This is a genomic window from uncultured Kordia sp. (genome assembly GCF_947489565.1).
In the GTDB taxonomy this organism is placed as follows: domain Bacteria; phylum Bacteroidota; class Bacteroidia; order Flavobacteriales; family Flavobacteriaceae; genus Kordia.
In genome coordinates, this window is the sequence record NZ_CANLEA010000002.1 from 411,115 (window position 1) to 437,647 (window position 26,533).

General features: G+C 34.2%; 25 protein-coding genes. 13 read left to right on the forward strand and 12 right to left on the reverse strand.

The window, feature by feature from the left end; genetic code table 11:
* Positions 1-29 precede the first annotated feature (29 nt).
* Positions 30-1,142: a DNA polymerase IV gene (dinB, locus tag Q0845_RS04475; protein WP_298509754.1), complete on the forward strand. Its 1,113-nt coding sequence runs from the start codon at positions 30-32 to the stop codon at positions 1,140-1,142.
* A 285-nt stretch (positions 1,143-1,427) separates the two neighbouring features.
* Here the strand turns inward: dinB and Q0845_RS04480 are convergent, their stop codons facing one another.
* The 6 genes from Q0845_RS04480 to Q0845_RS04505 form a co-directional block, all read right to left on the reverse strand.
* Positions 1,428-2,051, reverse strand: coding sequence for a hypothetical protein (locus Q0845_RS04480; RefSeq protein WP_298509757.1), 624 nt, complete (start codon positions 2,049-2,051; stop codon positions 1,428-1,430).
* Between the two features lie 88 nt (positions 2,052-2,139).
* Positions 2,140-3,570 carry a pyruvate kinase gene (pyk, locus tag Q0845_RS04485; protein WP_298509759.1) on the reverse strand — a complete coding sequence of 477 codons (1,431 nt, stop codon included), beginning with the start codon at positions 3,568-3,570 and terminating at the stop codon, positions 2,140-2,142.
* Positions 3,570-4,055, reverse strand: coding sequence for an IPExxxVDY family protein (locus tag Q0845_RS04490; protein WP_298509762.1), 486 nt, complete (start codon positions 4,053-4,055; stop codon positions 3,570-3,572). Before Q0845_RS04490 ends, pyk begins: the two co-directional genes overlap by 1 nt.
* A 184-nt stretch (positions 4,056-4,239) precedes the next feature.
* Complete coding sequence (rnc, locus tag Q0845_RS04495; protein ID WP_298509765.1) at positions 4,240-4,974, reverse strand: ribonuclease III; 735 nt, start codon at positions 4,972-4,974, stop codon at positions 4,240-4,242.
* A 3-nt stretch (positions 4,975-4,977) separates the two neighbouring features.
* Positions 4,978-6,228, reverse strand: coding sequence for a beta-ketoacyl-ACP synthase II (gene fabF, locus Q0845_RS04500; protein WP_298509768.1), 1,251 nt, complete (start codon positions 6,226-6,228; stop codon positions 4,978-4,980).
* 107 nt (positions 6,229-6,335) lie between these two features.
* Entirely contained in the window at positions 6,336-6,572 is a 237-nt protein-coding gene (locus Q0845_RS04505; RefSeq protein ID WP_114901751.1) for an acyl carrier protein, read from the reverse strand.
* Positions 6,573-6,760: 188 nt separating this feature from the next.
* On the opposite strand from Q0845_RS04505, the gene Q0845_RS04510 reads away from it, so the two are divergent.
* The 5 genes from Q0845_RS04510 to Q0845_RS04530 all read left to right on the forward strand — a co-directional run bounded on the left by Q0845_RS04510 (position 6,761) and on the right by Q0845_RS04530 (position 11,465).
* Positions 6,761-7,330 carry a phosphoribosylglycinamide formyltransferase gene (locus Q0845_RS04510; RefSeq protein WP_298509777.1) on the forward strand — a complete coding sequence of 190 codons (570 nt, stop codon included), beginning with the start codon at positions 6,761-6,763 and terminating at the stop codon, positions 7,328-7,330.
* 2 nt (positions 7,331-7,332) lie between these two features.
* Positions 7,333-7,809, forward strand: coding sequence for a ribonuclease HI (gene rnhA, locus Q0845_RS04515; protein WP_298509780.1), 477 nt, complete (start codon positions 7,333-7,335; stop codon positions 7,807-7,809).
* A gap of 58 nt (positions 7,810-7,867) precedes the next feature.
* A complete protein-coding gene (locus Q0845_RS04520; protein ID WP_298509783.1) occupies positions 7,868-8,458 on the forward strand; it encodes an START domain-containing protein in 591 nt (196 codons plus the stop codon).
* Positions 8,459-8,571: 113 nt separating this feature from the next.
* Entirely contained in the window at positions 8,572-9,498 is a 927-nt protein-coding gene (locus tag Q0845_RS04525; RefSeq protein WP_298509785.1) for a PfkB family carbohydrate kinase, read from the forward strand.
* 68 nt (positions 9,499-9,566) lie between these two features.
* The gene (locus Q0845_RS04530) at positions 9,567-11,465 is read left to right on the forward strand and encodes an amidophosphoribosyltransferase (protein WP_298509788.1); all 1,899 of its coding nucleotides are present in this window, start codon (positions 9,567-9,569) and stop codon (positions 11,463-11,465) included.
* 612 nt (positions 11,466-12,077) lie between these two features.
* Here Q0845_RS04530 and Q0845_RS04535 read toward each other — a convergent pair.
* Positions 12,078-12,686, reverse strand: coding sequence for a superoxide dismutase (locus Q0845_RS04535; protein ID WP_298509791.1), 609 nt, complete (start codon positions 12,684-12,686; stop codon positions 12,078-12,080).
* Between the two features lie 336 nt (positions 12,687-13,022).
* Here Q0845_RS04535 and Q0845_RS04540 point away from each other — a divergent pair, with 336 nt between their 5' ends.
* The 7 genes from Q0845_RS04540 to Q0845_RS04570 all read left to right on the forward strand — a co-directional run bounded on the left by Q0845_RS04540 (position 13,023) and on the right by Q0845_RS04570 (position 23,602).
* A complete protein-coding gene (locus Q0845_RS04540; RefSeq protein WP_298509794.1) occupies positions 13,023-13,340 on the forward strand; it encodes a hypothetical protein in 318 nt (105 codons plus the stop codon).
* 222 nt (positions 13,341-13,562) lie between these two features.
* The gene (locus Q0845_RS04545; protein ID WP_298509797.1) at positions 13,563-13,880 is read left to right on the forward strand and encodes a hypothetical protein; all 318 of its coding nucleotides are present in this window, start codon (positions 13,563-13,565) and stop codon (positions 13,878-13,880) included.
* A gap of 76 nt (positions 13,881-13,956) precedes the next feature.
* Positions 13,957-17,103, forward strand: coding sequence for an exodeoxyribonuclease V subunit beta (locus tag Q0845_RS04550; RefSeq protein WP_298509799.1), 3,147 nt, complete (start codon positions 13,957-13,959; stop codon positions 17,101-17,103).
* A 127-nt stretch (positions 17,104-17,230) separates the two neighbouring features.
* Positions 17,231-18,424 (forward strand): glycine C-acetyltransferase, encoded by a 1,194-nt coding sequence (kbl, locus tag Q0845_RS04555; RefSeq protein WP_298509802.1) that lies wholly within the window; start codon positions 17,231-17,233, stop codon positions 18,422-18,424.
* 121 nt (positions 18,425-18,545) lie between these two features.
* Positions 18,546-19,919 (forward strand): OmpA family protein, encoded by a 1,374-nt coding sequence (locus Q0845_RS04560; RefSeq protein WP_298509805.1) that lies wholly within the window; start codon positions 18,546-18,548, stop codon positions 19,917-19,919.
* A gap of 66 nt (positions 19,920-19,985) precedes the next feature.
* Positions 19,986-22,751 (forward strand): PD-(D/E)XK nuclease family protein, encoded by a 2,766-nt coding sequence (locus Q0845_RS04565; protein ID WP_298509810.1) that lies wholly within the window; start codon positions 19,986-19,988, stop codon positions 22,749-22,751.
* A 2-nt stretch (positions 22,752-22,753) separates the two neighbouring features.
* Positions 22,754-23,602 carry an alpha/beta hydrolase gene (locus tag Q0845_RS04570; RefSeq protein ID WP_298509812.1) on the forward strand — a complete coding sequence of 283 codons (849 nt, stop codon included), beginning with the start codon at positions 22,754-22,756 and terminating at the stop codon, positions 23,600-23,602.
* On the opposite strand, the gene Q0845_RS04575 is transcribed toward Q0845_RS04570, so the two are convergent.
* The 5 genes from Q0845_RS04575 to Q0845_RS04595 form a co-directional block, all read right to left on the reverse strand.
* A complete protein-coding gene (locus Q0845_RS04575; RefSeq protein WP_298509815.1) occupies positions 23,592-24,326 on the reverse strand; it encodes a nucleotidyltransferase domain-containing protein in 735 nt (244 codons plus the stop codon). The two genes, Q0845_RS04570 and Q0845_RS04575, sit on opposite strands and share 11 nt — an antisense overlap.
* A 22-nt stretch (positions 24,327-24,348) precedes the next feature.
* Positions 24,349-24,618 (reverse strand): hypothetical protein, encoded by a 270-nt coding sequence (locus tag Q0845_RS04580; protein ID WP_298509818.1) that lies wholly within the window; start codon positions 24,616-24,618, stop codon positions 24,349-24,351.
* 184 nt (positions 24,619-24,802) lie between these two features.
* Positions 24,803-24,973 (reverse strand): hypothetical protein, encoded by a 171-nt coding sequence (locus tag Q0845_RS04585; protein ID WP_298509821.1) that lies wholly within the window; start codon positions 24,971-24,973, stop codon positions 24,803-24,805.
* Between the two features lie 130 nt (positions 24,974-25,103).
* A complete protein-coding gene (locus tag Q0845_RS04590) occupies positions 25,104-25,331 on the reverse strand; it encodes a hypothetical protein (RefSeq protein WP_298509824.1) in 228 nt (75 codons plus the stop codon).
* A 269-nt stretch (positions 25,332-25,600) separates the two neighbouring features.
* The gene (locus Q0845_RS04595; RefSeq protein ID WP_298509827.1) at positions 25,601-26,395 is read right to left on the reverse strand and encodes a universal stress protein; all 795 of its coding nucleotides are present in this window, start codon (positions 26,393-26,395) and stop codon (positions 25,601-25,603) included.
* Positions 26,396-26,533: the final 138 nt, after the last annotated feature.

Consider the following 26,533-nt stretch of genomic DNA (forward strand, 5'->3'; position numbering starts at 1 on the left):
TATCGGCTAAAGATATTATAATTTTGAATATGGATTTCGATTTCCCTTTACGAAAAATTATTCACGTGGACATGGATGCGTTTTATGCGTCTGTAGAACAAATGGATAATCCTGAACTAAAAGGAAAACCACTTGCGGTTGGCGGTGGCGGAAAACGCGGTGTTGTGAGTGCAGCAAGTTATGAAGCGCGAAAGTTTGGTGTACGCAGTGCCATGAGTGGATTTTTAGCTAGGAAACGTTGTCCTGAGTTAGTTTTTGTACGACCGCGATTTGATCGTTACAGCGAAATTTCTAAGCAAATCCGGAAAATTTTTTATGAGTTTACAGACCTGGTAGAACCTTTGTCTTTGGATGAAGCGTATTTGGATGTAACGCAGAATAAGAAAGGAAATCCGAGCGCGTCTTTGATTGCAGAGGAAATCCGAGCTAAGATTTTAAAAGATGTTGGTTTAACAGCTTCTGCAGGAATTTCTATTAATAAGTTTATTGCCAAAGTTGCCAGTGATTATAATAAACCTAACGGACAAAAGACAGTTCCGCCAGAAGAAGTATTGACTTTTTTAGAAGATTTGGACATCCGAAAGTTTTATGGTGTTGGAAAAGTGACTGCAGAACGCATGTATCAGTTGGGAATTTTTACTGGAAAAGATTTAAAAGCCAGAGAAGCTGACTATTTGACTGAGCATTTCGGAAAATCTGGAAAATTCTATTACAACGTTGTGAGAGGAATTCACTTAAGTGAAGTAAAACCCAATAGAATTGCAAAATCGGTTGGTGCCGAACGCACATTTTCTGATAATTTAACCAGCGAGATTTTCATGTTAGAAAAGCTTGAAAATATTGCTAAAGAACTGGAAAAACGTTTAAAAAAGTATGCTATTTCAGGAAAAACCATCACGTTAAAAATTAAGTATAGCGACTTTACAACCCAAACTCGTAGCAAAACCATCCAATATTATATTTCTGATAAAAGCTTGATTCTAGAAACTGCAAAAGAGTTGTTATATCAGGAGAAATTGAAAGATTCCGTACGCTTGTTGGGTATTTCTTTGAGTAATTTAAATACGGATAAGAAAGAGAAAAAGTCGTCCAAAATAGAAGAAAAAAAGAGTATTTCGGTTCAGTTAAAGTTTGATTTTTAGATTAGAAACGCTAATGCTTTTAGACCGCTATCGCTGTTAGATTGTTAGACTGACTTAGACTTCTTGGAATGTTAGACTTTTTTATTCTATTCTTTTAGTGGAATTTCCTTCTTTTCTAAGCAGGAATGACAATCAAGTTCATACGTCAGATCGAGTGATTTTTCGAAGAAAAATAGTATCGAGATCTACTTAGAAGCTGTTACTTTTCAAAGTACTTCTCGATACTAAATCTTTACATTTCGACTCCGCTCAATGTGTAAAATTTCACTCGAAGTGACGATTAGATTATTCCACTGAAACTTTCGACATCATATACAACATTTCTGTTCCGATTTGTTCACAACGTTCGTCATATTTTGCAGCTTCTTGTGGTGTTCCGTCAAATGCTTTTGGATCTTCAAAAGGCAAAGCAATTCTAAAATCGGTTCCAGGCACAAAAGGACAACCTTCATCGGCTTCTGTACACACCATAATGGCAGCAAATTCTTGTGTTGGATTTGGCGGTTCTTCAAAACGTTTTGAGAATGCGTTATATGCTTCTTGATCTTCTTTCCACTGAATTTTATAGATTGGATTTTCAGCTTCTACTAGTTTTGAAATGTCAAAACCAATTCTTCTTACAGCAGCTACTGCATTTGGATTGAAAGCTGTAGCTTCTGTTCCACCAGAATAGCTTTCTAATGCTGGTAATTGGTAATAATCTGCTGCTGCTGCCAACCATACTTGTCCTAAATGACTTCTTCGTGAGTTGTGCGTGCAAATCACAATCAACTTTGGTGTTTTTTTGTCGTTATATTTTTTTTGAACGTACGCAGATAGCGTTTCTAGTTGTGCTTTTCTATCTGATGAAATGGTATCAAACTGCTTGGTGAGTTTGTCAATGTTTATGAGTAATTCTTGGAATATCATAGCTGTAGTTGTTTAAAAAAAATATGCTTTAATACAGACAAAGTATCAAAGCATATTGCTGTACTATTTTTATTTTTTTAAGATCTAATTATTCAATCAACGAAACACGTAAGGTATTTACCATTCCTTTGTCTGTGATTGGCATCGCAGCCAAGTTGATCAACATATCATCTTTTTTCACAAATCCTTTCTCTTTTGCTATTTTATTTACATCTTCAACGGTATCATCAGTACTTACAAATTTGTCATAATAGAATGCTTTTACGCCCCAAAGTAGGTTTAATTGCGTAAGGATTCTTTTGTTCGATGTAAATACTAAAATATGTGAAGCCGGACGCCAAGCAGATATTTGAAATGCAGTATATCCACTGTTTGTCAAAGTACAAATAGCTTTTGCTTTGATTTCATTTGCCATATGCGACGCATGGTAACATACAGATTTAGTAATGTATCGTTTGGTTCGAATGTGTGGTGGCGAATGTGGTACGCTAATGAGTGGAGAATCTTCAACACTTTTGATGATTCTTGTCATTTGCTGAATTACTTCTACAGGATATTTACCAACCGAAGTTTCTCCAGACAACATTACTGCATCTGCACCATCCATTACAGAATTGGCAACATCATTAACCTCAGCTCTTGTTGGTGTTAAGCTTGTAATCATCGTTTCCATCATTTGTGTGGCAATGATTACAGGAATTCTTGCTTTTTTAGCACGCAATACCAATTGCTTTTGAATCAATGGTACTTCTTGCGCAGGCACTTCTACACCTAAATCACCACGAGCTACCATTAAACCATCACAATAGGCAACAATTTTATCAATATTGGCAACTGCTTCTGGCTTTTCTATTTTGGCAATGATTGGAATTTTATGATCTGAATGTTCGTTGATAATTGCTTGTAAATCCATCAAATCTTGACTGTGACGTACAAACGATAAAGCCAACCAATCTACATCTTGTCCAATGGCAAAAATGGCATCTTTGATATCTTTTTCTGTCAACGCAGGCAACGAGATATTTGTATTTGGAAGATTGACTCCTTTTTTAGATTTCAATGGTCCACCTTGAATTACTTTCGCGGTAACTTCTTTTTCTCCATCCGTATCAACTACTTCAAAAATAAGTTTTCCGTCATCTAGTAAAATACGTTCTCCTGTATTTACATCTCTTGGAAAGTTTTGATAGTTCATGTATACTTTCTCTGAAGTTCCTTTGAACTCTTCTCCTGTACAGAATTTTATATGATCGCCTGGCTCTACAATCACATCTTCTGACATGATACCGACTCTCAATTTTGGTCCTTGTAAATCTGCTAATATAGAAGTGTTGAATCCGTGTTTTTCACTTAATTCTCGGATGATGGCAATACGTTCTGTTACATCTTCATAATTGGCATGCGAAAAGTTGATGCGAAATACATCTACTCCTTGCTCTATCATTTTTTTAATGATTTCTCTTGATCCTGATGCTGGTCCAAGTGTAGCTACTATTTTCGTCTTTTTTCTTTTTGGCATTACTCAAAAATTAAATTGTTTTTAGATTTTAGTTGATTTGCTTCTAAGATATATGCCGTAATTACTTCTGCAATGGCATTTACTTTAGAGAGTATAATTTTAGGGGATTTTATATGACTTTCGCTTGATATTTTTACAAAATAATCAACTTTTTTGCGCTCAGGGATTAAGTATTTAGAAACCGTTCTTTTCCCTTGTTGTTCAGAAAATAATGATCCTGCACTCGCAACTCGTTCCACTTCTTTTCTACTAATATTTGCAACCAAATTCCAAGTCACAAAGTTTTTTTCATCATTCCATTCATAAATAGAGAAAGAAGCTTCCATATAATTATAGTCTAAATCTTCCTGTTTTCTTGCTAATTTCAGATCCAAATGACTATTTAATAAATATGCTAAACGATAATCTTCTGCTGAACAATGAATTGCTATCAACGTGTAGTTATCTTCTTCAAAATCATCCTCAAAGAGTTTATGAATTGCCATAAATCTTGTAATTAACAAATGTAAATATATAATTTAATGACTATATAAAGGTTAATTTTTAGTAATGTTTCTAAAGATTTCGCAACGAAAACGTTATAGCTAATCAATTCTTTTTTTGAAATCGCAAAATCACCTCGTAGTAATTTCGAAATTTGGAAAAAAAGGCAAGAATTGTTTGTGAAAATTAAGTGTTAATTTGTTTTTGAAAGGCAAAAAAGGCACGTTTTGATGCTTTTTCTTCTGCTTTCTTTTTGGAAGTGGCACGTGCTTTTCCAACCACGCGGTTGTCAATGAATAGTTTGACAGCAAAATGTTTCAATTCGTCATTTCCGGTATCTTCATATACATCGTATTTGAAGTTTTTCTTTTCTTTTTGACACCATTCAATGAGCAAACTTTTGTAACTAATTACTTTTCCTTCTAAGCGTTCAATATCTACGTATGGAGAAATTACACGTAAGTGAATGAATTTTTCACAGTATTTGTATCCTTTATCTAAAAATATAGCACCAATTAAGGCTTCAAAAAGATTCCCATGAATATTTTCACCAAAATTATCTTTAGGAATGCGAGAACGCACCAACTCAATTAATTTTAAATCGCGTCCCAATTCGTTTAAGTGTTCACGACTTACAATTTTGGAGCGCATTTTTGTCAAATAACCTTCATTTCCCGAAGGAACCTCCACAAAAAGATATGAAGAAATCACGCTACTTAGCATGGCATCGCCTAAAAACTCGAGTCGTTCGTAGTTTACAGAATTCCCTTTCGAGTCTTTCTGATTCATTGAACGATGCGTAAAAGCTTTCTTATAAATTTTCTTTCTTTTGGTTTTAAAACCGAGAATATCTTCAAGTTCAACAAAAAAATCCCCATCTTCTTCAGATCGGGAGTTTAGTATTTTGCGAACAAAGTTCATGAATTAGTTTAGCTTTTTAAATAATACACAAGCATTGTGTCCTCCAAAACCAAACGTGTTGCTCATAGCAACTTTTACATCTCGTTCTTGTGCTTTGTTGAGTGTTAAATTAAGACTCGGATCAATATTTTCATCTACCGTAGAATGATTTATTGTGGGTGGTATGACTCCGTGTTCAATTGCCAATATAGAGGCAATAGCTTCAATAGCACCAGCCGCTCCCAATAAATGTCCTGTCATGGACTTGGTAGAATTAATATTTATATTTTTAGCATGATCACCAAACACTTCGGTAATGGCTTTTAGCTCTGCAACATCACCTAGTGGCGTTGACGTTCCGTGTGTATTGATATGATCTACTTCTTCAGGTTGCATTCCTGCATTTTCAAGACAGTTTCTCATTACTGCCATGACTCCAATTCCATCAGGATGTGGAGCTGTCATATGGTAAGCATCTGATGACAATCCGCCACCAATTACTTCCGCATATATTTTAGCACCTCTAGCTTTGGCGTGCTCGTATTCTTCAAGAATAATAGCACCTGCACCTTCACCCAATACAAAACCATCACGGTTTGCATCAAATGGTCTAGAAGCTGTTTGTGGGTCATCGTTTCGTGTTGACATGGCATGCATCGCGTTAAATCCGCCCATACCAGCAATGGTAACTGCGGCTTCACTTCCACCAGTAACAATTACGTCACAATGTCCTAATCTAATATAGTTTAAAGCATCAATCATCGCGTTGGCTGATGATGCACAAGCAGATACTGTTGTATAATTTGGCCCCATAAATCCATGTTTAATAGAAATATTTCCAGGCGCAATATCTGCGATCATTTTTGGAATAAAGAAAGGATTGAATTTTGGAGTACCATCACCATTGGCATAGTTAATCACTTCTTCTTGAAATGTTTCTAAACCACCAATTCCTGCGCCCCAAACAACACCAACTCTTAATTTATTTATAGTATCCATGTCAAGTTTTGCATCTGCAATGGCTTCATCGGAAGCAACAACTGCATACTGCGAAAACTTATCCATTCTTCTCGATTCTTTTCTGTGGATAAAATCTGTGACATTAAAGTTTTTAACTTCACAGGCGAATTTTGTTTTAAATTTTTCAGGATCAAAATGTGTAACTGGAGCAGCTCCGCTTTTTCCTGCGATGAGTGCATTCCAATATTCCTCTACGGTATTTCCGATAGGAGTCAACGCTCCTAAACCTGTAACTACAACTCGCTTTAATTCCATCTTTGATAAGTTCGTTTAAAATTAAGAAGAAATTCCTTCTAACAAAACATTAGAATGCACATCATGCATTCTAATGTTGTTTTTAATATAGAAAATTTATTCTTTTCTTACTTTTTTGCTTCTTCAATGTAAGAGATAGCTTGACCTACAGTTGCAATGTTCTCTGCTTGATCATCTGGAATTTGAATATCGAATTCTTTTTCGAATTCCATAATCAATTCTACCGTGTCCAATGAATCTGCTCCTAAGTCGTTTGTAAAGCTTCCTTCTGGAACTACTTCGTTCTCATCTACACCTAATTTGTCTACGATAATCGCTTTTACTCTTGATGCAATGTCTGACATAATCTTATAGTTTTTAAAATTTAATTGTTGGCAAAAATAAAAAACTTTAATTTAAAACAACATTTTGTACAAAAAATGTGTTCTAATTTACTAAAATTTTAGGATAAGTAATTTGATTTTGCCTTCATTTTGTTAATAATTATTCTTTTTTTTGTCGAAACAACAGTTACTAAAATCTCACTCTTTTTATGAAGCGTATCGCAATTTTTGCTTCAGGTTCCGGAACTAATGCTGAAAATATTATTCGATATTTTCAAGAACGAAACAATGCTTCCGTTGTTCAAATTTTGACTAACAATCAGCATGCCAAAGTTTTAGAACGTGCTAAAAATCACAAAATCAGTGGTTTAAGCTTCAACAGAACTGCATTATATCGCAGTAATGATGTATTAAACTTGCTCCAAACTGCACAAATTGACTTAATTGTTCTTGCTGGGTTCCTATGGAAATTTCCTGAACATATACTTACTGCATTCCCAAACAAGGTAATTAATGTCCATCCTGCTTTGCTTCCAAAATATGGAGGAAAAGGCATGTATGGAGCACATGTGCATACTGCTGTGGTTGCAAATAAAGAAAAAGAAAGCGGTATTACCATACATTTTGTCAATGAAAATTATGATGAAGGTGCTATTATTTTCCAAGCGAAAACTTTTGTAAGCGAAAATGATACGCCCGAAACCCTTGCTCAAAAGATTCATCAGCTTGAATACAAACATTTTCCTGAAGTAATAGCGCAGGTATTAGAAAACTCATAATTATGGCAGACGTACATATTTATACAGACGGTTCTTCTAGAGGAAATCCAGGACCTGGTGGTTACGGAATTGTCATGGAATGGGTTGGAAAACCGTATCGCAAAGAATTTTCGGAAGGATATCGAAAAACAACAAACAATCGCATGGAATTGTTGGCTGTTATTGTGGCTTTAGAGAAATTGAAGTATATGCATACCGATGTTAAAGTTTTTACCGATTCGAAGTATGTTGTAGATTCTGTAGAGAAAAAATGGGTCTTTGGTTGGGAGAAAAAAGGATTTTCTGGAAAGAAAAATACCGATTTATGGATTCGTTTCTTAAAAATTTACCGAAGACATATTGTCCGTTTCCAGTGGATTAAAGGTCATAATAATCATGTACAGAACGAACGTTGCGATTTTTTAGCCGTAGAAGCTTCAAAAAAAGAAAAGTTAAAAATTGATAATTTCTTCGAAAACGAGCGCAACAAATTGCTCTAACTAGTTTATTTGGTATCATATTTGTATTTTTGTTATTATAATTCCCTCAAAATCAAACATGAAAACCTATATTGCTATTTTCAGTTTACTTCTCTGCATTCCACTTTTTGCTCAAAAAGACTGGAAACTCAAGAAAGATAAAAACGATATTAAAATTTATGTAAAATCTTCAAATTCTAGTAGTTTAAAGATATTTAAGGCTGAAATGACAGTCCAAAGCTCTATTGATGAAGTATTGGATGTTATTGTAGATGGCGATAAATTACAAGACTGGAATTATAAAGCATTAGACAGTAAATTACTAAGTAAAACTTCGGAAAGTGAGTATCTTATTTGGTTAGCACTCGATTTGCCTTGGCCAGTTCGGAATAGAGATGTTGTTATTGCACTTAAAATTCGTCGCATTACACAAGATGTCGTAAAAATTGATGTTTCGGCAGCTTCCGATCGTTATGAAGAAAAAGATGATTACTTGCGTATCACTTATTTTGAAGGCTATTGGTTGCTTGAACAAATGGGAGATACCGTAAAAATTACACATCAAATGCATGGCGATCCAGGCGGAAGCATTCCCAATTGGTTTGTAAATAGCACCATTACAAAAGCACCTTTTTACAACCTTAACGCTTTAAAGGAACGCGTTGAATAGTACATTTCTAAGATACTTTCTGTCAAAAAAATCACAAAAAAAATATCTAAATACGCAAGCTGTTTTTCTTGGGAAAATTTTATGTAAGTTTGCAAAAAATTTTAATTCAAGAAATGAGCAAATTATTAATTGTAGGAACGGTTGCTTTTGATGCTATTGAAACACCATTTGGAAAAACAGATAAAATCTTAGGTGGCGCAGCTACATATATTGGTTTGTCTGCTGCAAACTTTGATGTAGATTCAGCAATTGTATCAGTTGTTGGAGAAGATTTTCCACAAGAATACCTAGACATGCTAGCTGACAGAAATATTGATATTTCAGGAATAGAAGTTGTTGAAGGAGGAAAAACATTTTTCTGGAGTGGAAAATATCACAACGATATGAATTCTAGAGATACGTTGGTTACTGAGCTAAACGTATTGGCAGATTTTAATCCTGTAGTTCCTGAAAACTACAAAGATGCTGAGATTGTAATGTTAGGAAATTTACATCCTGGCGTACAAATGAGTGTGATTAATCAAATGACAGAGAAACCAAAATTAATTGTATTAGATACAATGAACTTTTGGATGGATTGCGCTTGGGACGATTTATTAGCCGTTATCAAAAAGGTAGATGTAATTACAATTAATGATGAAGAAGCGCGTCAATTATCTGGTGAATATTCATTGGTAAAAGCCGCACAGAAGATTCATGAAATGGGTCCTAAATATGTAGTGATTAAAAAAGGAGAGCACGGCGCTTTAATTTTTAGTGATGGAAACATATTCTTTGCACCAGCATTGCCATTAGAAGAAGTATTTGATCCAACAGGAGCCGGAGATACGTTTGCAGGAGGGTTTTCTGGATATTTAGCGAAGCATGAAGATATTTCATTTGAAAGTATGAAAAATGCCATCATTTATGGTTCTAACTTAGCTTCATTCTGTGTAGAAAAGTTTGGAACACAACGCATGGAATCGCTCACTAAAGAAGAAATTACAAATCGCTTGAAGCAGTTTAAACAACTGACTCAGTTTGAAATAGAAGTAAACTAAAAAAATGCGCTCAAAACTGAGCGCTTTTTTTTATCACAATACACACAACAACAACACAAACTACAACAATGAGTGACGCTTTGAAACACGAGTGCGGTATTGCACTTTTAAGGCTATTAAAACCATTAGAGTACTATAAAGAAAAATATGGTACTGCATTTTATGGCATCAATAAAATGTACTTGCTAATGGAAAAACAACATAACAGAGGACAAGATGGAGCCGGATTAGCGAGTATTAAGCTCGATATGAAGCCTGGTGAACGCTATATTAGTAGAGTTCGTTCCAATCAACAGCAACCAATACAAGATATTTTTGCGCAGGTCAATGAACGTATCAATGCTATCATGGATGAAACTCCAGCATTGAATAACGATGTGGCTCGCCAAAAAGCAGAATTGCCATATTTAGGCGAATTGTTTTTAGGACACGTTCGTTACGGTACTTTTGGAAAAAACAGCATTGAAAGTGTACATCCTTTTTTAAGGCAAAACAACTGGATGCATCGTAATTTGATTGTCGCTGGAAACTTCAACATGACGAATGTAAATCAGCTTTTTGAGAAGTTAATCACATTAGGACAACATCCAAAAGAAAAAGCCGATACCATTACAATTATGGAGAAAATTGGTCACTTTTTGGATGATGCTGTGGCTAAATTGTACAAAAAATTAAAAGCTGAAGGTTACAACAAACAACAAGCTTCTCCATTAATTGCAGAACGTTTGAACATTGCTAAAATCTTACGAAAATCTGCTAGAGATTGGGATGGAGGTTATGCTATGGCTGGTTTATTAGGTCATGGAGATGCTTTTGTATTGAGAGATCCTGCGGGAATTCGTCCAGCATATTATTATAAAGATGATGAAATTGTGGTCGTTGCATCGGAACGTCCCGTGATTCAAACTGTATTTAATGTAGATTTTGAAAATGTACAAGAAATTGATCCTGGAAACGCATTAATCATTAAAAAAGATGGTTCTGTTCAAACCAAAGAAATTTTAGAGCCATTAGAACGCAAAGCTTGTTCTTTTGAACGTATTTATTTTTCTCGTGGAAGTGATGCAGAAATTTATCAAGAGCGTAAAACACTTGGAAAATTATTACTTCCAAAAGTATTAAAAGCGATTGATGACGATATTAGAAATACCGTTTTCTCCTTTATTCCAAACACCGCAGAAACTTCCTTTTTTGGACTAACGGAAGCTGTGGAAGAATACTTAAACGAGCGCAAAACCAATGAGATTTTAAATGGACAACGTTCGTTATCTGCAGAAAAGGTACGCGAAATTCTTTCGGAAAGACCGCGTGTGGAAAAAATTGCCATCAAAGATGTAAAACTTCGTACGTTTATTACTGAAGATAGCAGTCGTGATGATTTGGTTGCTCACGTATATGATGTCACCTACGGAGTCATAAAACCAGAAGATAATTTGGTGATTATTGATGATAGTATTGTGCGCGGAACGACTTTGAAAAAGAGTATCATCAAAATGATGGATCGTTTGCATCCAAAGAAAATTGTTGTAGTGTCTTCTGCTCCGCAAATTCGTTATCCTGATTGTTATGGTATCGATATGGCGCGTATGGAAGATTTAATTGCTTTTAGAGCTGCCTTATCACTCTTAAAAGACCGCAATCAATACAATTTGATAGAAGAAGTATATAAAAAGTGTAAAGCACAAGAAAATTTAAAAGATATCGATGTTCAAAACTTTGTAAAAGAGATTTACGATCCTTTTACAGACGAAGAAATATCAGAAAAAATAAGTGAACTTATCAAAACCGATACAGTCAACGCAGAAGTGAATGTAATTTTCCAAAAAGTAGCCAATTTAAATAAAGCGTGCCCAAACAATTTAGGAGATTGGTATTTTACAGGAAACTATCCAACCAATGGAGGAAATCGTGTAGTAAACAAAGCATTTATTAACTTTTACGAAGGCAACAAAGAACGTGCATACTAAGTTTTTGAGACTCAATAAAAAAAGAGATTTTATTTGTAAGAAATTTTCCAATATCAATATTGCAATCTTAAATAAAAGTTAAATTATACACTTAGTCTAAAAAAAAGGCATTTGATCTGATTTATTAGTACTGTTTTAACGAGTCTACTTACATTAGCAATGCCATAGCATAAGTAGGTTAAGTTCATGGTAAGATTTGGGGCAAAAAAAGGTGGTTCATTCCACCTTTTTTTATACACTAAAGTGAAATTTTAGATTGATTTGTTGTAGACTGCTTCCGCTTTTAGATCGCTTCGCTTTTAGACTTGTTCCCGTGGAGAACGGGAATCTCTTAGACTGCTTCGCTGTTAGATCCTTACTCAGAAATCTTCTCTCACTCTTATGAGAAACCAAATCAAGTTTAGCTTTACTTAATTTTTCTATCTTACTTACGCTTTATCATTCCACACTTGATGTGAAATCTATTTGAAGTATAAAATTTCAAACTTTATCAAACTAACATCCAAAAACTTCTTGATTCCAGACTCTAAAAATCTTGGTTCTTGATTGTAAAACAAAAAAGACGAACATTGCTGTTCGCCTTTTCTATTTTATAGAAGTTTATTTTTCTTCTTATTTGTTTGCTGCATAACGTCTCTCAACTTCGTTCCAGTTAATTACATTAAAAAATGCTTTAATATAATCTGGACGTCTGTTTTGATAGTTTAAGTAGTATGCATGTTCCCATACATCTAATCCTAAAATTGGCGTTCCTCCACAAGTAACTCCTGGCATTAATGGATTGTCTTGGTTTGGTGTAGAACATACTTCAATTTTTCCTCCTTTGTGCACACAAAGCCATGCCCAACCAGATCCAAATTGTGTAGCAGCTGCTTTGCTAAATGCATCGATAAATGCGTCTTTAGAACCAAATTCTGCTTCAATAGCATCTTTTAATTCTCCTGAAAGGTATCCTCTATCTTCTGGGTTCATTACTTCCCAAAAAAGACTGTGATTGTAAAATCCTCCTCCATTATTACGAACTCCAGCATTATTCATATCTAAGTTCGTTAAAATATCTTCAATTGATTTTCCTTCTAAATCAGTTCCTTCAATAGCAGCGTTTAACTTATTTGTATATCCATTATGATGCTTTGAATGGTGGATTTCCATCGTTCTTGCGTCAATATTTGGTTCTAGGGCATCATATGCGTATGGTAATTTCGGTAATTCAAAAGCCATTATGTTTGTTTTTTATTTAGTTAAACATTCGTTTTATGTTAACAAAAATAATCATATCAAGGGACATAATAAAACAGAGAAAAGAGATTCTACTAATGTTCACATAAAGTTAATCTATTTCAAAAGAACTATTTCTGCATATTTCAATCTTAAAATTCTTAATCAAAATCAGAATAAAAAACTCAATATTTTCTACAACACTTACATATTGAATTAAAAAAATACTACAAAATGATGCATATGTTTTTAAAACAATTTTCGTTACTTTACTGAATAGCAGCAATTTAACTAATTAATACTCTATAATTAATGTTTAACCACAAAATTTTTTAAATCATGAAAAAAAAGAATTTAATCAAGAAGTTACAATTGAAAAGAACGCAAGTTTCTAATTTTAGTCAAGAACAGGTTGTTGGTGGTGGATCAAGATATATCTGTGAGCCTATTGACTTATCTATTGCAGAAACATGTGTTACACAATGCGATTTAACTGTGACTTGTACAAATTACACAAATTGTAATCAATATACATTTGCCAACTGTTCCGTAAACTGCCCTACAAATGGCTGTGGAACAAACAATTGCGGGACTAATGTTGGATGCGGTACAGGAGGAAATTCTGGCGGAATTTCTTGCCCAGGATACGAATGCTAGGAACTTAGTTAGTATACATTATAAAAATCTCGCTTTAAAATAAAGCGGGATTTTTTTTATTTAAGAAATGAATATGTGTTATAATCTTACAGTCTAAAAAATAAAATACCTAGTATTTGAATATGTATTTTCGAAATACTTTTTGTTACTTTATTGTAGAATAGCAAGTTAACCTATTGATATTCTACTTAATAAATGTTTAACCATAAATTTTTTTAAATCATGAAAAAAAAGAATTTAATTAAGAAATTACAGTTAAAGAAATCGCAAGTGTCCAACTTTAACAAAGGTCAAGTTGTTGGAGGATCTGGTATTTTATGCACGTCGTATGACATATCACTATTAGAAACCTGCTACAGAGGTTGCGGACTTACAGATACATGTACACAGTTTAACACCTGTAATAATGTAACATTTTTAAATTGTACAGTATACAATTGCCATACAAACAATTGTCCGCCTGCTACAAATGGCTGTCCTACTGATGGTTGTCCTCCAGGAGGATCTAACGAGCCATCTTGTCCAAACTTTAGCTGCTAAAAGCACTGGGAAAGTCAATCGAAAGGTTGGCTTTCTTTTTTTAAACTATCTTTGTTTATAGTTTAAAAATTCTTCTGTGTCTACACCTTTTATTATTTACAATGCCTCTGCAGGTTCTGGAAAAACGTACACACTCGTTAAAGATTATTTGCGCATTTTACTGTCTTCCGTTCAAAAAGATACGTATAAGCAAATTTTGGCGGTGACTTTTACCAATAAGGCTGTGGCCGAAATGAAAGCGCGTATTATTGAAAATTTAAATGCGTTTTCTTTTGATGAAACTGCTAAAAATTCTTCCATGTTTATGGAATTGGCAGAAGATTTAAAACTGCATCCTGCACAACTACAACAAAAAGCCAAAGAAGTACTGAAGAGTATTTTACACAATTATGCCTTTTTTGAAGTCGCTACCATTGATAAGTTTACGCATAGCGTCATTAGAACCTTTGCATACGACTTAAAACTTCCGTTAAATTTTGAAGTAGAACTTGATACGGATGCTTTACTGAATGAAGCGGTAGACCAATTGATCTCCAAAGCTGGCGAAGACAAACTTATTTCGGATGTTTTAATAGCATATGCTCTGGAAAAAGCCGATGATGATAAAAGTTGGGACATTGGTTTTGATTTGAATAAGATTGCGAAACTATTGCTCAATGAAAACGAAAAGTCACATCTGCGGAAGCTGAAAGACAAAACGCTGGAAGATTTTAGCGAATTAAAAGAATTGCTTAAAAAGAAAATTAATACGACTTCGGAAGAATTGTCCAATGCTGGTCAAGCTGTCTTAGACAAATTGCAACATGCAGGACTTGAATTCGATGATTTTCTACGCAAAACCTTGCCCAATCATTTTAAAAAAATTGCGGATAAAGATTTTAATGAAAAAAGTCTTTATGGTAATAAGCTTGCAGATAATTTAGCCGAAGGAAGCGTGTACAAAAAAACCTTAGATCCAGACAAAGCTGCTACTATTGATGGTTTGTTACCAGAATTAACCGAACGCTATCACAGTTGTAAAGATAAAGTGTATGATTTGAGCTTTCTGAAGAATTTTTACAAAAATGCTACGCCACTTTCGGTACTAAATGCCATTCAACAAGAGCTAGAAACCATCAAAGAAGAGCAGAATTTATTGTTGATTTCAGAATTTAACACCTTGATTAGCGAAACCATTAAGGATGAACCTGCACCGTTTATTTATGAACGTTTGGGCGAAAAATACAAGCATTATTTTATTGACGAGTTTCAAGACACTTCCGAAATGCAATGGCAAAATTTAATTCCATTGATTTCAAATAAACTACAAACTGAAGCTATGGACGCAAAAAGCGGTTCGTTAACGATTGTTGGAGACGCCAAACAGTCTATTTACCGTTGGCGTGGCGGAAAAGCAGAGCAATTTATTGGATTGAACAAAGATGTAAATCCGTTTTTTGTTAAAAAGGCTTCGAAAAACCTACCAAAAAACTATCGCAGTTACGACGAAATCATCAATTTCAATAATGAGTTCTTTCAACATATATCACAGTTTTTTCACCAAGAGGAATTCCAAGAAATCTATAAACACGGAAGTACACAAGAAGTCAATGACAAAAAAGGAGGATTGGTTTCCTTTGATTTTGTAGAAGCCAAAACCGTCGAAGAAGAATTTGAGATTATTCCTGATAAAGTGATTGCCAAAATTGAAGAAACACTACAAAAAGGATTCGATTATAAAGATATTTGCGTGTTGACACGTAGAAAAAATGAAGGAATTGCTATTGCAGATGCACTTTCTTCAAAGAGCATTCCAATCATTTCATCAGAAACCTTACTTATCAAACGCTCGCGAGCTGTAGAATTTATCAATGATATCTTACGCTTGGCCATTCAGCCTAAAAACAATGAAGTCAAACTGCATTTATTGAATTATTTGGCGACTGAAAAACTGCAGATTTCAAAAACGCATGAATTCTTAAAAACACATGTCATTCTGGAGCCAGAAGCTTTGTTTGAAGCTTTGACTGACTTTGATTTTGACTTTACCTATTTCTTGCAATTATCGTTGTATGAAGCGGTAGAATATTGTGTGCGTGCATTTCAACTAACTAGTGAATCTGATGCCTATATTCAGTTTTTCCTCGATTTTGTATTGGAATATACACAAAAGAAACAATTAGGTTTTGCTGGTTTCCTAGAACATTGGGAAAAGAAAAAGAACCATCTCAGCATTATGGCTTCTGGCTCAGAAAATGCTGTACAAATTATGACCATTCACAAATCGAAAGGTTTGGAATTTCCGGTCGTTATTTTTCCGTTCGCCAATACTGATATTTACAAGGAATTAGAACCCAAACTTTGGTTTCCTATCAATAAAGATGATTTTAATGGCTTTGAAGAAGCGTATTTAAACCTAAATAGTACCGTAAAAGAATATGGCGAATTGGGCGAAACGCTACATGCAGCAAGACAATCGCAATTGGAATTGGATAATTTCAACATTCTGTACGTAGCCTGTACGCGACCTGTACAGCAATTACATATTATCACCAAAAAAGATGTAGATCGCAACGGAAATGAACGTTTGCAAACATTTTCAGGTTTATTCATTAATTATCTAAAAGGAAAGGAACTTTGGAATGATGAACTTTTAACCTATACATTTGGCGATTCTGCGGAAAATCTAGCAGAAGCAGCTCATTCAGAAGAAATTCATACAATAAAACAGCAAAAATTTATCAGTACAGCCAAAGAAGATCACAACTTACATTTAATGACCAAACAAGGATTGTTGTGGGACACTTCGCAAGAAGCAGCTATTGAAAAAGGAAATCTGATTCACGATGTATTGGCGCAAATAAAATATCCTTCCGATATTGAATTTGTATTGGATGAATACATTAGCAAAGGAATTATTGACGAGCAACAACGCGAAAAGCTCGAAGAAAGCATTGGTCATGTGGTAAAACATCCAGAAATTACTAGCTATTTTCATCAAGATAATACGGTTTATAACGAAAAAGACATCATTTCAAAAGCTGGAAAAATTCTTCGTCCGGATAGAATCGTTGTCAATCCCAACAATGAAACCGCGATTATTGATTATAAAACGGGAATGCACAACCCGGTTTATGTAGAGCAAATTTATGAATATGCAGACACTTTGGTAGAAATGGGCTTTACGGTGACCAAAAAAATATTACTCTATGTCAATGAGGAAATTATTGTTAAATATGTGTAATATCGGCACTTGTTTTGAACTTATGATAAAAATTGACATTCAAAAGGCTATTTAATTACAGTAAATTCAAAAAATAATATGGTATAACTCAAAAATGGTAACTATTTTTGTAAAAACCTAAATAAGCATGTACGGAAGTATTCAACAACACTTACAAAAAGAGCTCGAAGAAATAAAAGAAGCTGGATTGTATAAAAAAGAACGTGTCATTACCTCGGCGCAAGGAGCAGAAATCACAATAAATACAGGAGAAACTGTTATTAATTTTTGTGCGAATAATTACTTAGGATTGTCTTCGCATCCTGATGTAATTCAAGCGGCAAAAGATACGATGGATACGCACGGATTTGGAATGTCTTCGGTACGTTTTATATGTGGAACACAGGATATTCACAAAAAATTAGAGCAAAAAATTGCAGACTATTACGGTACAGAAGATACTATATTATATGCTGCTGCTTTTGATGCCAATGGTGGTGTTTTTGAACCTTTGCTTACAAAAGAAGATGCTATTATTTCAGATTCACTAAATCATGCTTCTATCATTGATGGTGTGCGTTTGTGTAAGGCTGCGCGTTACCGCTATCAAAACAATGATATGGCAGATTTAGAAAAGCAATTGCAACAAGCAAATGCAGATGGAGCACGATTTAAAATCATTGTGACTGATGGTGTATTTTCTATGGACGGATTGGTAGCACCACTAGATCAAATTGTCGTTTTGGCGGAACAATATGATGCTATGATTATGATTGATGAATGTCATGCCACTGGTTTTATTGGTGAAACTGGACGCGGAACCTTAGAAGAAAAGAATGTAATGGGCAAAATTGACATCATTACAGGAACACTAGGAAAAGCTATGGGTGGCGCTATGGGCGGATATACCACAGGAAAAAAAGAAATCATTGAAATACTACGTCAACGTTCAAGACCTTATTTATTCTCTAACTCGCTAGCGCCTGCTATTGTTGGAGCATCTATCAAAGTATTTGAAATGCTAGAAAACGATACCACTTTACGTGATAAGCTTTCTGACAATACTGACTATTTCAAAAAAGGAATTAAAAATGCTGGTTTTGATATTGTAGATGGTGACTCTGCTATCGTTCCAGTAATGTTATATGATGCCAAGCTATCACAAGTAATGGCAGACAAGTTATTGGAAAAAGGAATCTATGTAATTGGTTTCTTCTATCCAGTAGTTCCTAAAGAAAAAGCAAGAATACGAGTTCAGCTATCTGCAGCGCATACCAAAGAACATTTAGACAAAGCGATTGCAGCATTTACAGAAATAGGAAAAGAATTAAACGTCATTTAAAAGCTTAAATATTCATATTTCTTAACGTTTTCTAAAAAAATTAATATATTTGTCTTTGTTAATAAGTATTAACAACTTACATTTGTCCTTTAATTAACACTTAAAATTAAATAATTAAAACATGAAACATCTTAGCAGATTTTTAGTTGCTTTGTTGCTTGTAGTAGGATTCAGCAACGTAAAAGCTCAAGACTCAAATAACCCATGGCAAATTAACGTTAGCGTTAATGCTGTTGATTTCTATCCAACGAATGATATGGAAGCTGCGGGCATTACAGGAAAGTGGTTTGACGAGTACTTCAACTTAGGAGATCACTGGAATATCCTACCTACACTTTCAGCAATAAGCGTTTCTAAGTACGTAGGAGACGGATTCTCTGTAGGAGTAAGAGGTTCTGTTAACAGAATTGAAAATTACGGAGAGCAAAAAGTAGAAGATCTAACATACTACGGATTTGACGCTCTTATCAAGTACAATCTTAATGAGCTTTATGACTTAGGGAAATTTGATCCTTTCGTAGAAGTTGGTGGAGGTTACACTTGGGTTGACGATATCGGAGCTGGAACTGTAAATGCAGGTCTAGGAGTAAACTACTGGTTTACTGAAAATATCGCTTTCAGCGTACAAACAACTTATAAGCACTCTTTTGAGGACTACTTAGCGCCTCACTTCCAACACTTAGCTGGTATTTCTATCAGATTTGGAGGAAAAGATACTGACGAAGATGGAATTTATGACAAAGACGACGCTTGTCCAGACGTAAAAGGTTTACCAGAATTCAACGGATGTCCTGATACTGACGGTGACGGAATCGAAGATAGTAAAGATGACTGTCCTGATACTGCAGGTTTAGCTGCATTAAACGGATGTCCTGATACTGACGGTGACGGAATCGCTGATAACAAAGATGATTGTCCAGAAGTTGCTGGTTCTAAAGCAATGAACGGATGTCCTGATACTGACGGTGACGGAATCACTGACAAAAAAGATAACTGTCCTAACGAAGCTGGACCATCTGCAAACAAAGGATGCCCATGGACTGACAAAGACGGTGACGGAGTATTAGACAAAGATGATAGATGTCCAGAAGTTGCTGGTGTTGCTGAGAACGACGGATGTCCTCCAATCGCTAGAATGACTGAAACTGAAATCACTGTTTTAGATAACTTAGCTAGAACTGTATACTTTAACTCAGGAAAAGATTCTTTCAAGGCTGAAACTTATGCTATCTTAGACAAGATTGCTGAATTAATCAAAGGTTTCCCTAAAGAAGCTTTCACTATCGGTGGACATACTGATAGCGTAGGATCTGATAAATTAAACCAAAAGTTATCTGAAAAGAGAGCTAACGCTGTTAAAAAATACTTAGAATCTAAAGTAAGTAACAAGTTTTCTGCAGTAGGATTTGGAGAAAAAGAGCCAATCGCTTCTAACAGAACAAGCAAAGGAAGAGCTCAAAACAGAAGAGTAGAAATTAAATTAGTAAGAAACTAATCTTAATTCACAATAACATCATAGAAAACGCCTCGAAATATCGAGGCGTTTTTTTATTTTTACAACATGAAGTCATTTCTTTCGCATGTTGTTAGCTATATTCTTGAAACCAATACCAATATTAGCAATCTTACCTTGGTATTGCCCAGCAAAAGAGCAGGTGTCTTCTTAAAGCACGAACTTTCGCAACAAATTCAGCAAACATCTTTTGCACCCGATATTTTAAGTATTGAAGAATTAGTAGAGCAAATTTCTGGTTATACTTCTGTAAGTAATACCGAATTACTCTTCGAATTTTATACTGTTTATAAAGAACTCACACCAAAAGAAGCACAAGAACCTTTTGATTCTTTTTCAAAATGGGCACAAATATTATTACAAGATTTTAATGAAATTGATCGTTATTTAATTTCTCAAAAAGACATTTTCAATTATCTAGGAGCAATTCAGGAAATTAATCACTGGTCTTTAGAAAAAGAACCAACAACTTTAGTCAAAAACTATTTGACTTTTTGGAATAAACTTCAAGAATACTACGATGTTTTAACTGAAAAAATCACCCAAAAAGGAATTGCTTATCAAGGATTGGTCTATCGTGAAGCTGTGGATAGTTTGGAATTTTATTTACAGAAAAACGAAGACAAAAAACATTACTTTATTGGCTTCAATGCATTAAATACTGCTGAAGAAAAGATTATTCAAGAATTTTTAGAAGTCGGATTGGCTGAAATTTTATGGGATACAGATCAAGTATTTTTTGACGATCCTGCACATGATGCAAGTCTATTTTTACGTCGTCACAGATACGAATGGAATTATTTTCAAAAACACGATTTTTCTTGGATCGCTGATAATTTCTCCAACACTAAAAATATTGAAATCATTGGAGTTCCTAAAAATGTAACTCAGGCAAAATATATTGGAGAAATTCTTCAAACCTTGCAACAAGAAGATGAAACGCTGCAAGATGTTGCGGTTGTACTTGGCGACGAGCAATTATTAATTCCTTGCTTAAATTCACTTCCACAAGCAATAGAACGGCTAAATATTACAATGGGATTTCCGTTAAAAGACATTCCACTAGCAACTACTTTCAATAATTTATACCTGCTCCAGGAACATCATAGAAACAATACATTTTACTATAAAAATATTATCAATGTATTGTCAGACACGAATTTGCGCCCGCTTTTTCAACAAAAAGACAGAAATCTGGCAGCAGATATTATTCAATACATTCAATCAAATAATATCATATACGTTAGCACGGAACAGATTGTAGAACGCTTCCCAAAAAACGTACAGGAAATTGCAAAACTTTTGTTTACTTATTGGAATGATAAACCAAAATTGGCCATTCAGAATTGCGTGAAGCTGATTCGTCATTTGAAAGCCAAACTGATTGAAAATCGCGAGCAACATTTATTAGCATTGGAATATTTATATCGTTTCAATGAAGTCTTCAACCAATTACAATTGTTGACCAAGCAACACAATTATATCACAGATATTAAGTCCTTATTGGCCTTGTATAAAGAAATTATCAGTACAGAAACGCTTGATTTTAAAGGCGAACCTTTACAAGGATTGCAATTAATGGGAATGCTAGAAACACGTGTGCTCGATTTTAAAACCGTGATTCTTTCTTCGGTAAACGAAGGAATTTTACCTTCCGGAAAAAGCAACAATTCGTTTATTCCATTTGATCTTAAGAAACAGTTCAATCTGCCAACTTACAAAGAAAAAGATGCCATTTATACGTATCACTTTTACCGTTTGTTGCACAGAGCCGAAAACGTATATTTACTCTACAATACTGAAGCTGACGGACTCAATGGTGGTGAACGAAGTCGTTTTTTAATGCAATTGGAAACCTATAAGATGCCCAATCATACTTTAAGACAAAATGTAGTGATTCCGAAAGTGCCAAAAATTGAACATCAGCTGCAAGTAGTCAAAAAAGAAACTTCCATGTTGGGTCGTATCAAAGATATTGCCAACAAAGGATTTTCGCCTTCAGCATTGACTTCCTACATTCGCAATCCGATAGATTTCTATTATCAAAAAATACTAGGCATCAACGAATACGAAGCCGTAGAAGAAACTGTGGCAGCAAACACGCTTGGAACGGTTGTACACGATACCTTGGAATTATTATACAAGCCATTTGAAGGAAAAATAATTACCACAAATGACATCAAAGCGATGTTTAAAAATGTAGAAGCACTTGTGGTGGAAAATTTCAAGAAAACCTATGGTGAAGGAAATATTCATCGTGGAAAAAACCTCATCATTTTTAATGTTGCCAAACGTTATGTGACCAACTTTTTACAACAAGAATTGCAGACTTTAAAAAGCGGAAAAACTTTGCGAATTCTTCAAATAGAACAAACATTACAAGCCAAAGTTGAGATTCCAGAATTGGATTTTCCTGTATATATTGGCGGAAAAGTGGATCGTGTTGACGAACTCGATGGCGTGATGCGTATTATAGATTATAAGACGGGAAAAGTGTCGCAAGGTGATGTCGAAATTGTCGATTGGGATTTACTCACACAAGATTATAAATTCAGCAAAAGCTTTCAAGTATTGGCGTATGCGTATATGATTCATCAAAAACAAGCATTCCAACAAGAAACAGAAGCAGGTATTATTTCTTTTAAAAATTTACAAAGCGGATTTTTAAAATTTGGCACCAAAGAATCTGCCAGAGCTCGAAACAAAAATCAAGTCATCACCACCGAAACGCTAGATGATTTTTTAGTTGAGTTGAAACAGTTGATTCTTGAAATTTGCAATACCGATATTCCATTCACCGAAAAAGAAGTTTAAACATGATACAGAAGGTCAAAAACAAGGTTTTAACGCGCAAAAACGACAAAAGCATACTAGTTGATTACTTTTTTAATAAAAACGATCAGCAGAAGCCTATTGTTATTTTTTGTCATGGTTATAAAGGTTTTAAAGATTGGGGCGCATGGGATTTGGTAGCAGAAGCTTTCGCTAAAGCGGATTTTTTCTTTGTAAAGTTCAATTTTTCGCACAATGGCGGTACGATGGAACAACCTATTGATTTCCCTGATTTAACTGCGTTTGGCGAAAACAATTATACCAAAGAACTCAACGATTTACAGTATATAATTGATCATATAGTCAGCAATTCCTTTGAATTTTCTGCGGAAGCAAACACAGCAACTATTTCCTTAATTGGTCATTCACGCGGTGGCGGAATTGTAACGATAAAAGCAGCAGAGGCAACAAAAATAACCCAACTAATTTCTTGGGCTGGCGTTTCCGATTACGCAACACGATTCCCAAAAGGAACAGCTTTACAAGATTGGAAAGATTCAGGTGTTTTTTATGTAATTAATGGCAGAACAAAGCAAGAAATGCCACATTTCTATCAATTTTTCGAAGATTTTAAAGCAAATGCGACACGTTTAGATATTCAAAGAGCGACAAAAAACATACACATTCCACATGCAATCATTCACGGAACTACAGATCCAGCAGTTTCGGTTGAAGAAGCACAAAAATTACATCAGTGGAATCCTAAAAGCGAGCTTTATCTCATTGAAAATGCCGATCATGTATTTGGTGCGCGTCATCCGTGGAATGAAACACAGTTGCCAAAAGATTTGCAACACGTCGTACAAACAACCATTGATTTTATCAAAAAGTAAAATTATCTAACGAAATTGCGCCAATTTTAGTTTCTACATGTGCATACAGCTTTTGTAAATTATCTTTTTTTACGTTTTGAATAGCAGCTTCAAAGAGTAACTTAAATTGCTCGTCTTCTATGTTTTGCATTTGATGCAATTCTCGAAAATCTTCTGAATAAAAATACGCTTCTAGTTTATCTTCCAAAATATATTCAGTGCCTAAAATATTACTGTAGGTAAGCAGTAAATTTTTCAAAAAGCAAAAATAATTATAGGCAAAGAAACTGGATGATGTAGATAGTTTCATTACTTTTTCATAGTGATTCCTGACTTTATAACGCAATCTATTCAACTCACGTTGCAAAAGTGCATCAAAAGGCTTCAACATGATGTTCTCGGCGAAAGCTTTTAGAGAAAGTGTGCTTTTTTCATGCTGATAGAGCACAGTTCCAGTAGCCAACATTCGCGCTTCAAACTTGCTTCTGTTGGTAAATTGCTGCTCCATCATAGACTTATATTGACTTTCTCCATAGGTTGCATACGAAAATTGATAGCCATCTATTGTCATAATACGTCTTTCAGAAATAGCACATGTATCAAAAACAATAATTCTGAGATCAATATCGGACGATTCGGTAGCTGTGCCTAATGCATAACTACCGCAAAGTATCATAGTATCAATCTCAGAACCATATGATAATTGATTGATAAAATTTTGAAATAAAGTAGTTTCAAAACTCATATAAAACAATTATAGTTTACGATTAAGAACAGTCATAATCTGTTGGACAACCATCTGTTGGATATCCACAATTTGCTGTGATACAATTTGGGTGAGATTCTGTTCCTCCACCACCGCCATCACAACGTATGGTTCCACAATCGCAATGTGTTCCATCTGAAACACAATCGTTCGGATCACATGAAAAACAATTTGTAAATGTTCTTCTTCCTCCAACTACTGAATTGGTGAAATTCAAATTAGAAACTTGAAGTTTATTCAGCTTCAATTTGCTAACATTCTTTTTTTTCATAATAAAAGATTTTAAAAGTTAATTTGAATCGAAGCTAAAACGAAAAGCTTGTAAAACATATTTTTTATACTCGTATTTTAAAAAATACGAGTGCAAAATTAACTATATATCTATTGAAAAATATAGCGTAGTAATTCATAAAAAAAGTGAGTCTTAAAAACTCACTTTCTTCATAATATATCGCCTATTGTGGCGGTCCCATACACGTTTCTTCGTGGCAACTATAAATAGGAGCTGTATCACCACTACAAGGATCTCCAGTAGCTCCTCCTACTTTTGCTGTTAAGTCTTTTACTTTTAGTTTACTGATGACCTTTTTATGAAGGTTTAAACTTTTTAACTCTCTTTTTTTCATACTCTAAAGTTTTGGTTACTTTATAAAGTTACAAAATACTTTACTGATTGCTTCAAAAAACTCTGACATAAAAAAGCTGCTCAAAATAGTATTGAACAACTTTCTATAGTATAAACTCGTTTAGACTTTTTTATGGATTCGGAGGAGCTATACATAAAGTATTGTTAGGATCGTAGGTAAAGCATCCTACATCCATTGAATCGGTTGGACATTCTATTGTAAGACAAAAACATCCACTTCTACAACCTACTGGACGTGTTTCCTCTGTTTGTTGACCACCTTTAACTGTAGCAGGATTATTAAAAGTTGCAATCGATTTTTTTCGTAGTCTTAATGACTTAATTTCTCTTTTTTTCATAATTAAATATTTTGAAATTAATTTGTATCGAAACTAAAATCAAATTTTGAAAAAAAATAGTGTCTATAGTCGTATTTATTTAAACCCGAGCACTAAAATTTACTAATAAGTTTAAACTTTTTAACTGTCTTCTTTTCATACTGTAAAGTTTTGGTTATACTTTAAAAGTTATAAAAAACATAGTATCAATTGACAGTAAGCCTAAAAAACAAAAAGCTGCTCAATAACAATACTGAGCAGCTTTTTATGCATTAAAATTTTTCTTTTTCTTATTCGGTTCCTTTTAATACTAATAAAGGCAAACGACTTTCAAAATCTACTTTCTTTACAGAATTTTGTTCCCAAAGCTTTTTAAAGAATCCACGCTTGCGTCTAAATACGCAAATCATATCTGGATGATTTTCATTCAAATGCTCTAAAACTCCTTGAAATAAGGTTGCATTTTCAGAACTTTTATATGCAGAAGTTATCGCTGCCAATTCTGAATGAAATTCTAAATCTTCTTCTAAAAAGTTAGGCGTTTTTACTTGTAACAAGCGCATTTTTGCACCAAAAACTTCTAAAATAGTTTCCAATGGCTGCAATACTTCTTTACGCTTAATTACTCCTGATTTGATAGCCGTCAACACTTTTTTAACAGGTTTAAAGGCATATCCTTCAGGCACAACTAAAACCGAAATATCTGTTTGTTTTACAATGCTTCCAGAAGTATTTCCTAAAAACATTTCTTCTTTAATAGAGTTACTTCTTGGCCCAAGAATAATTAGGTCAATTCCTAACTCTTTATCAATTGAATTAATACTATCAATTACGTTTCCTTTTGCAGAAATTACAGACACATCAACACCTTTCAAGTCTACACTTTCTACAACTTCTTTTACGTGGCTAGCCGTTTCACGACCAACAATCTCGTCGACATTTAAAATCGTTCCTGCTTTAGAAAGTACTTTAAATGCTCTAAATACAAATACTTTGGCATTCATTGCTTCGGCGAAATCAATCGCGTACTGCAAGGTATTCTTTGCATTTGTAGATTCTCCAATAGGAACTAAAATATGGTTCATTGTCTTAAAATTTCTGCAAAAATAATCATTTTTTAGTTCTATCCTGATATTTCTGTTTTTTAAACTTTAAAAATAGTTTGATCTTTTGGAAGTTTATTTTAGTTTTAACAATAGCTGAAAACACCATCAATCAAGAGA

Bases quoted from the DNA above. Each gene is read 5' to 3' on its own strand.
- Q0845_RS04575 (WP_298509815.1), bottom strand. From the start codon at position 24,326: ATGAGTTTTGAAACTACTTTATTTCAAAATTTTATCAATCAATTATCA.
- rnc (WP_298509765.1), bottom strand. From the start codon at position 4,974: ATGAACTTTGTTCGCAAAATACTAAACTCCCGATCTGAAGAAGATGGG.
- kbl (WP_298509802.1), top strand. From the start codon at position 17,231: ATGTACGGAAGTATTCAACAACACTTACAAAAAGAGCTCGAAGAAATA.
- Q0845_RS04590 (WP_298509824.1), bottom strand. From the start codon at position 25,331: ATGAAAAAAAGAGAAATTAAGTCATTAAGACTACGAAAAAAATCGATT.
- Q0845_RS04510 (WP_298509777.1), top strand. From the start codon at position 6,761: ATGAAGCGTATCGCAATTTTTGCTTCAGGTTCCGGAACTAATGCTGAA.
- rnhA (WP_298509780.1), top strand. From the start codon at position 7,333: ATGGCAGACGTACATATTTATACAGACGGTTCTTCTAGAGGAAATCCA.
- Q0845_RS04595 (WP_298509827.1), bottom strand. From the start codon at position 26,395: ATGAACCATATTTTAGTTCCTATTGGAGAATCTACAAATGCAAAGAAT.
- Q0845_RS04585 (WP_298509821.1), bottom strand. From the start codon at position 24,973: ATGAAAAAAAGAGAGTTAAAAAGTTTAAACCTTCATAAAAAGGTCATC.
- Q0845_RS04520 (WP_298509783.1), top strand. From the start codon at position 7,868: ATGAAAACCTATATTGCTATTTTCAGTTTACTTCTCTGCATTCCACTT.
- dinB (WP_298509754.1), top strand. From the start codon at position 30: ATGGATTTCGATTTCCCTTTACGAAAAATTATTCACGTGGACATGGAT.
- Q0845_RS04540 (WP_298509794.1), top strand. From the start codon at position 13,023: ATGAAAAAAAAGAATTTAATCAAGAAGTTACAATTGAAAAGAACGCAA.
- Q0845_RS04535 (WP_298509791.1), bottom strand. From the start codon at position 12,686: ATGGCTTTTGAATTACCGAAATTACCATACGCATATGATGCCCTAGAA.
- Q0845_RS04505 (WP_114901751.1), bottom strand. From the start codon at position 6,572: ATGTCAGACATTGCATCAAGAGTAAAAGCGATTATCGTAGACAAATTA.
- Q0845_RS04545 (WP_298509797.1), top strand. From the start codon at position 13,563: ATGAAAAAAAAGAATTTAATTAAGAAATTACAGTTAAAGAAATCGCAA.
- Q0845_RS04560 (WP_298509805.1), top strand. From the start codon at position 18,546: ATGAAACATCTTAGCAGATTTTTAGTTGCTTTGTTGCTTGTAGTAGGA.
- Q0845_RS04525 (WP_298509785.1), top strand. From the start codon at position 8,572: ATGAGCAAATTATTAATTGTAGGAACGGTTGCTTTTGATGCTATTGAA.
- Q0845_RS04530 (WP_298509788.1), top strand. From the start codon at position 9,567: ATGAGTGACGCTTTGAAACACGAGTGCGGTATTGCACTTTTAAGGCTA.
- Q0845_RS04580 (WP_298509818.1), bottom strand. From the start codon at position 24,618: ATGAAAAAAAAGAATGTTAGCAAATTGAAGCTGAATAAACTTCAAGTT.
- pyk (WP_298509759.1), bottom strand. From the start codon at position 3,570: ATGCCAAAAAGAAAAAAGACGAAAATAGTAGCTACACTTGGACCAGCA.
- Q0845_RS04570 (WP_298509812.1), top strand. From the start codon at position 22,754: ATGATACAGAAGGTCAAAAACAAGGTTTTAACGCGCAAAAACGACAAA.
- fabF (WP_298509768.1), bottom strand. From the start codon at position 6,228: ATGGAATTAAAGCGAGTTGTAGTTACAGGTTTAGGAGCGTTGACTCCT.
- Q0845_RS04565 (WP_298509810.1), top strand. From the start codon at position 19,986: ATGAAGTCATTTCTTTCGCATGTTGTTAGCTATATTCTTGAAACCAAT.
- Q0845_RS04480 (WP_298509757.1), bottom strand. From the start codon at position 2,051: ATGATATTCCAAGAATTACTCATAAACATTGACAAACTCACCAAGCAG.
- Q0845_RS04490 (WP_298509762.1), bottom strand. From the start codon at position 4,055: ATGGCAATTCATAAACTCTTTGAGGATGATTTTGAAGAAGATAACTAC.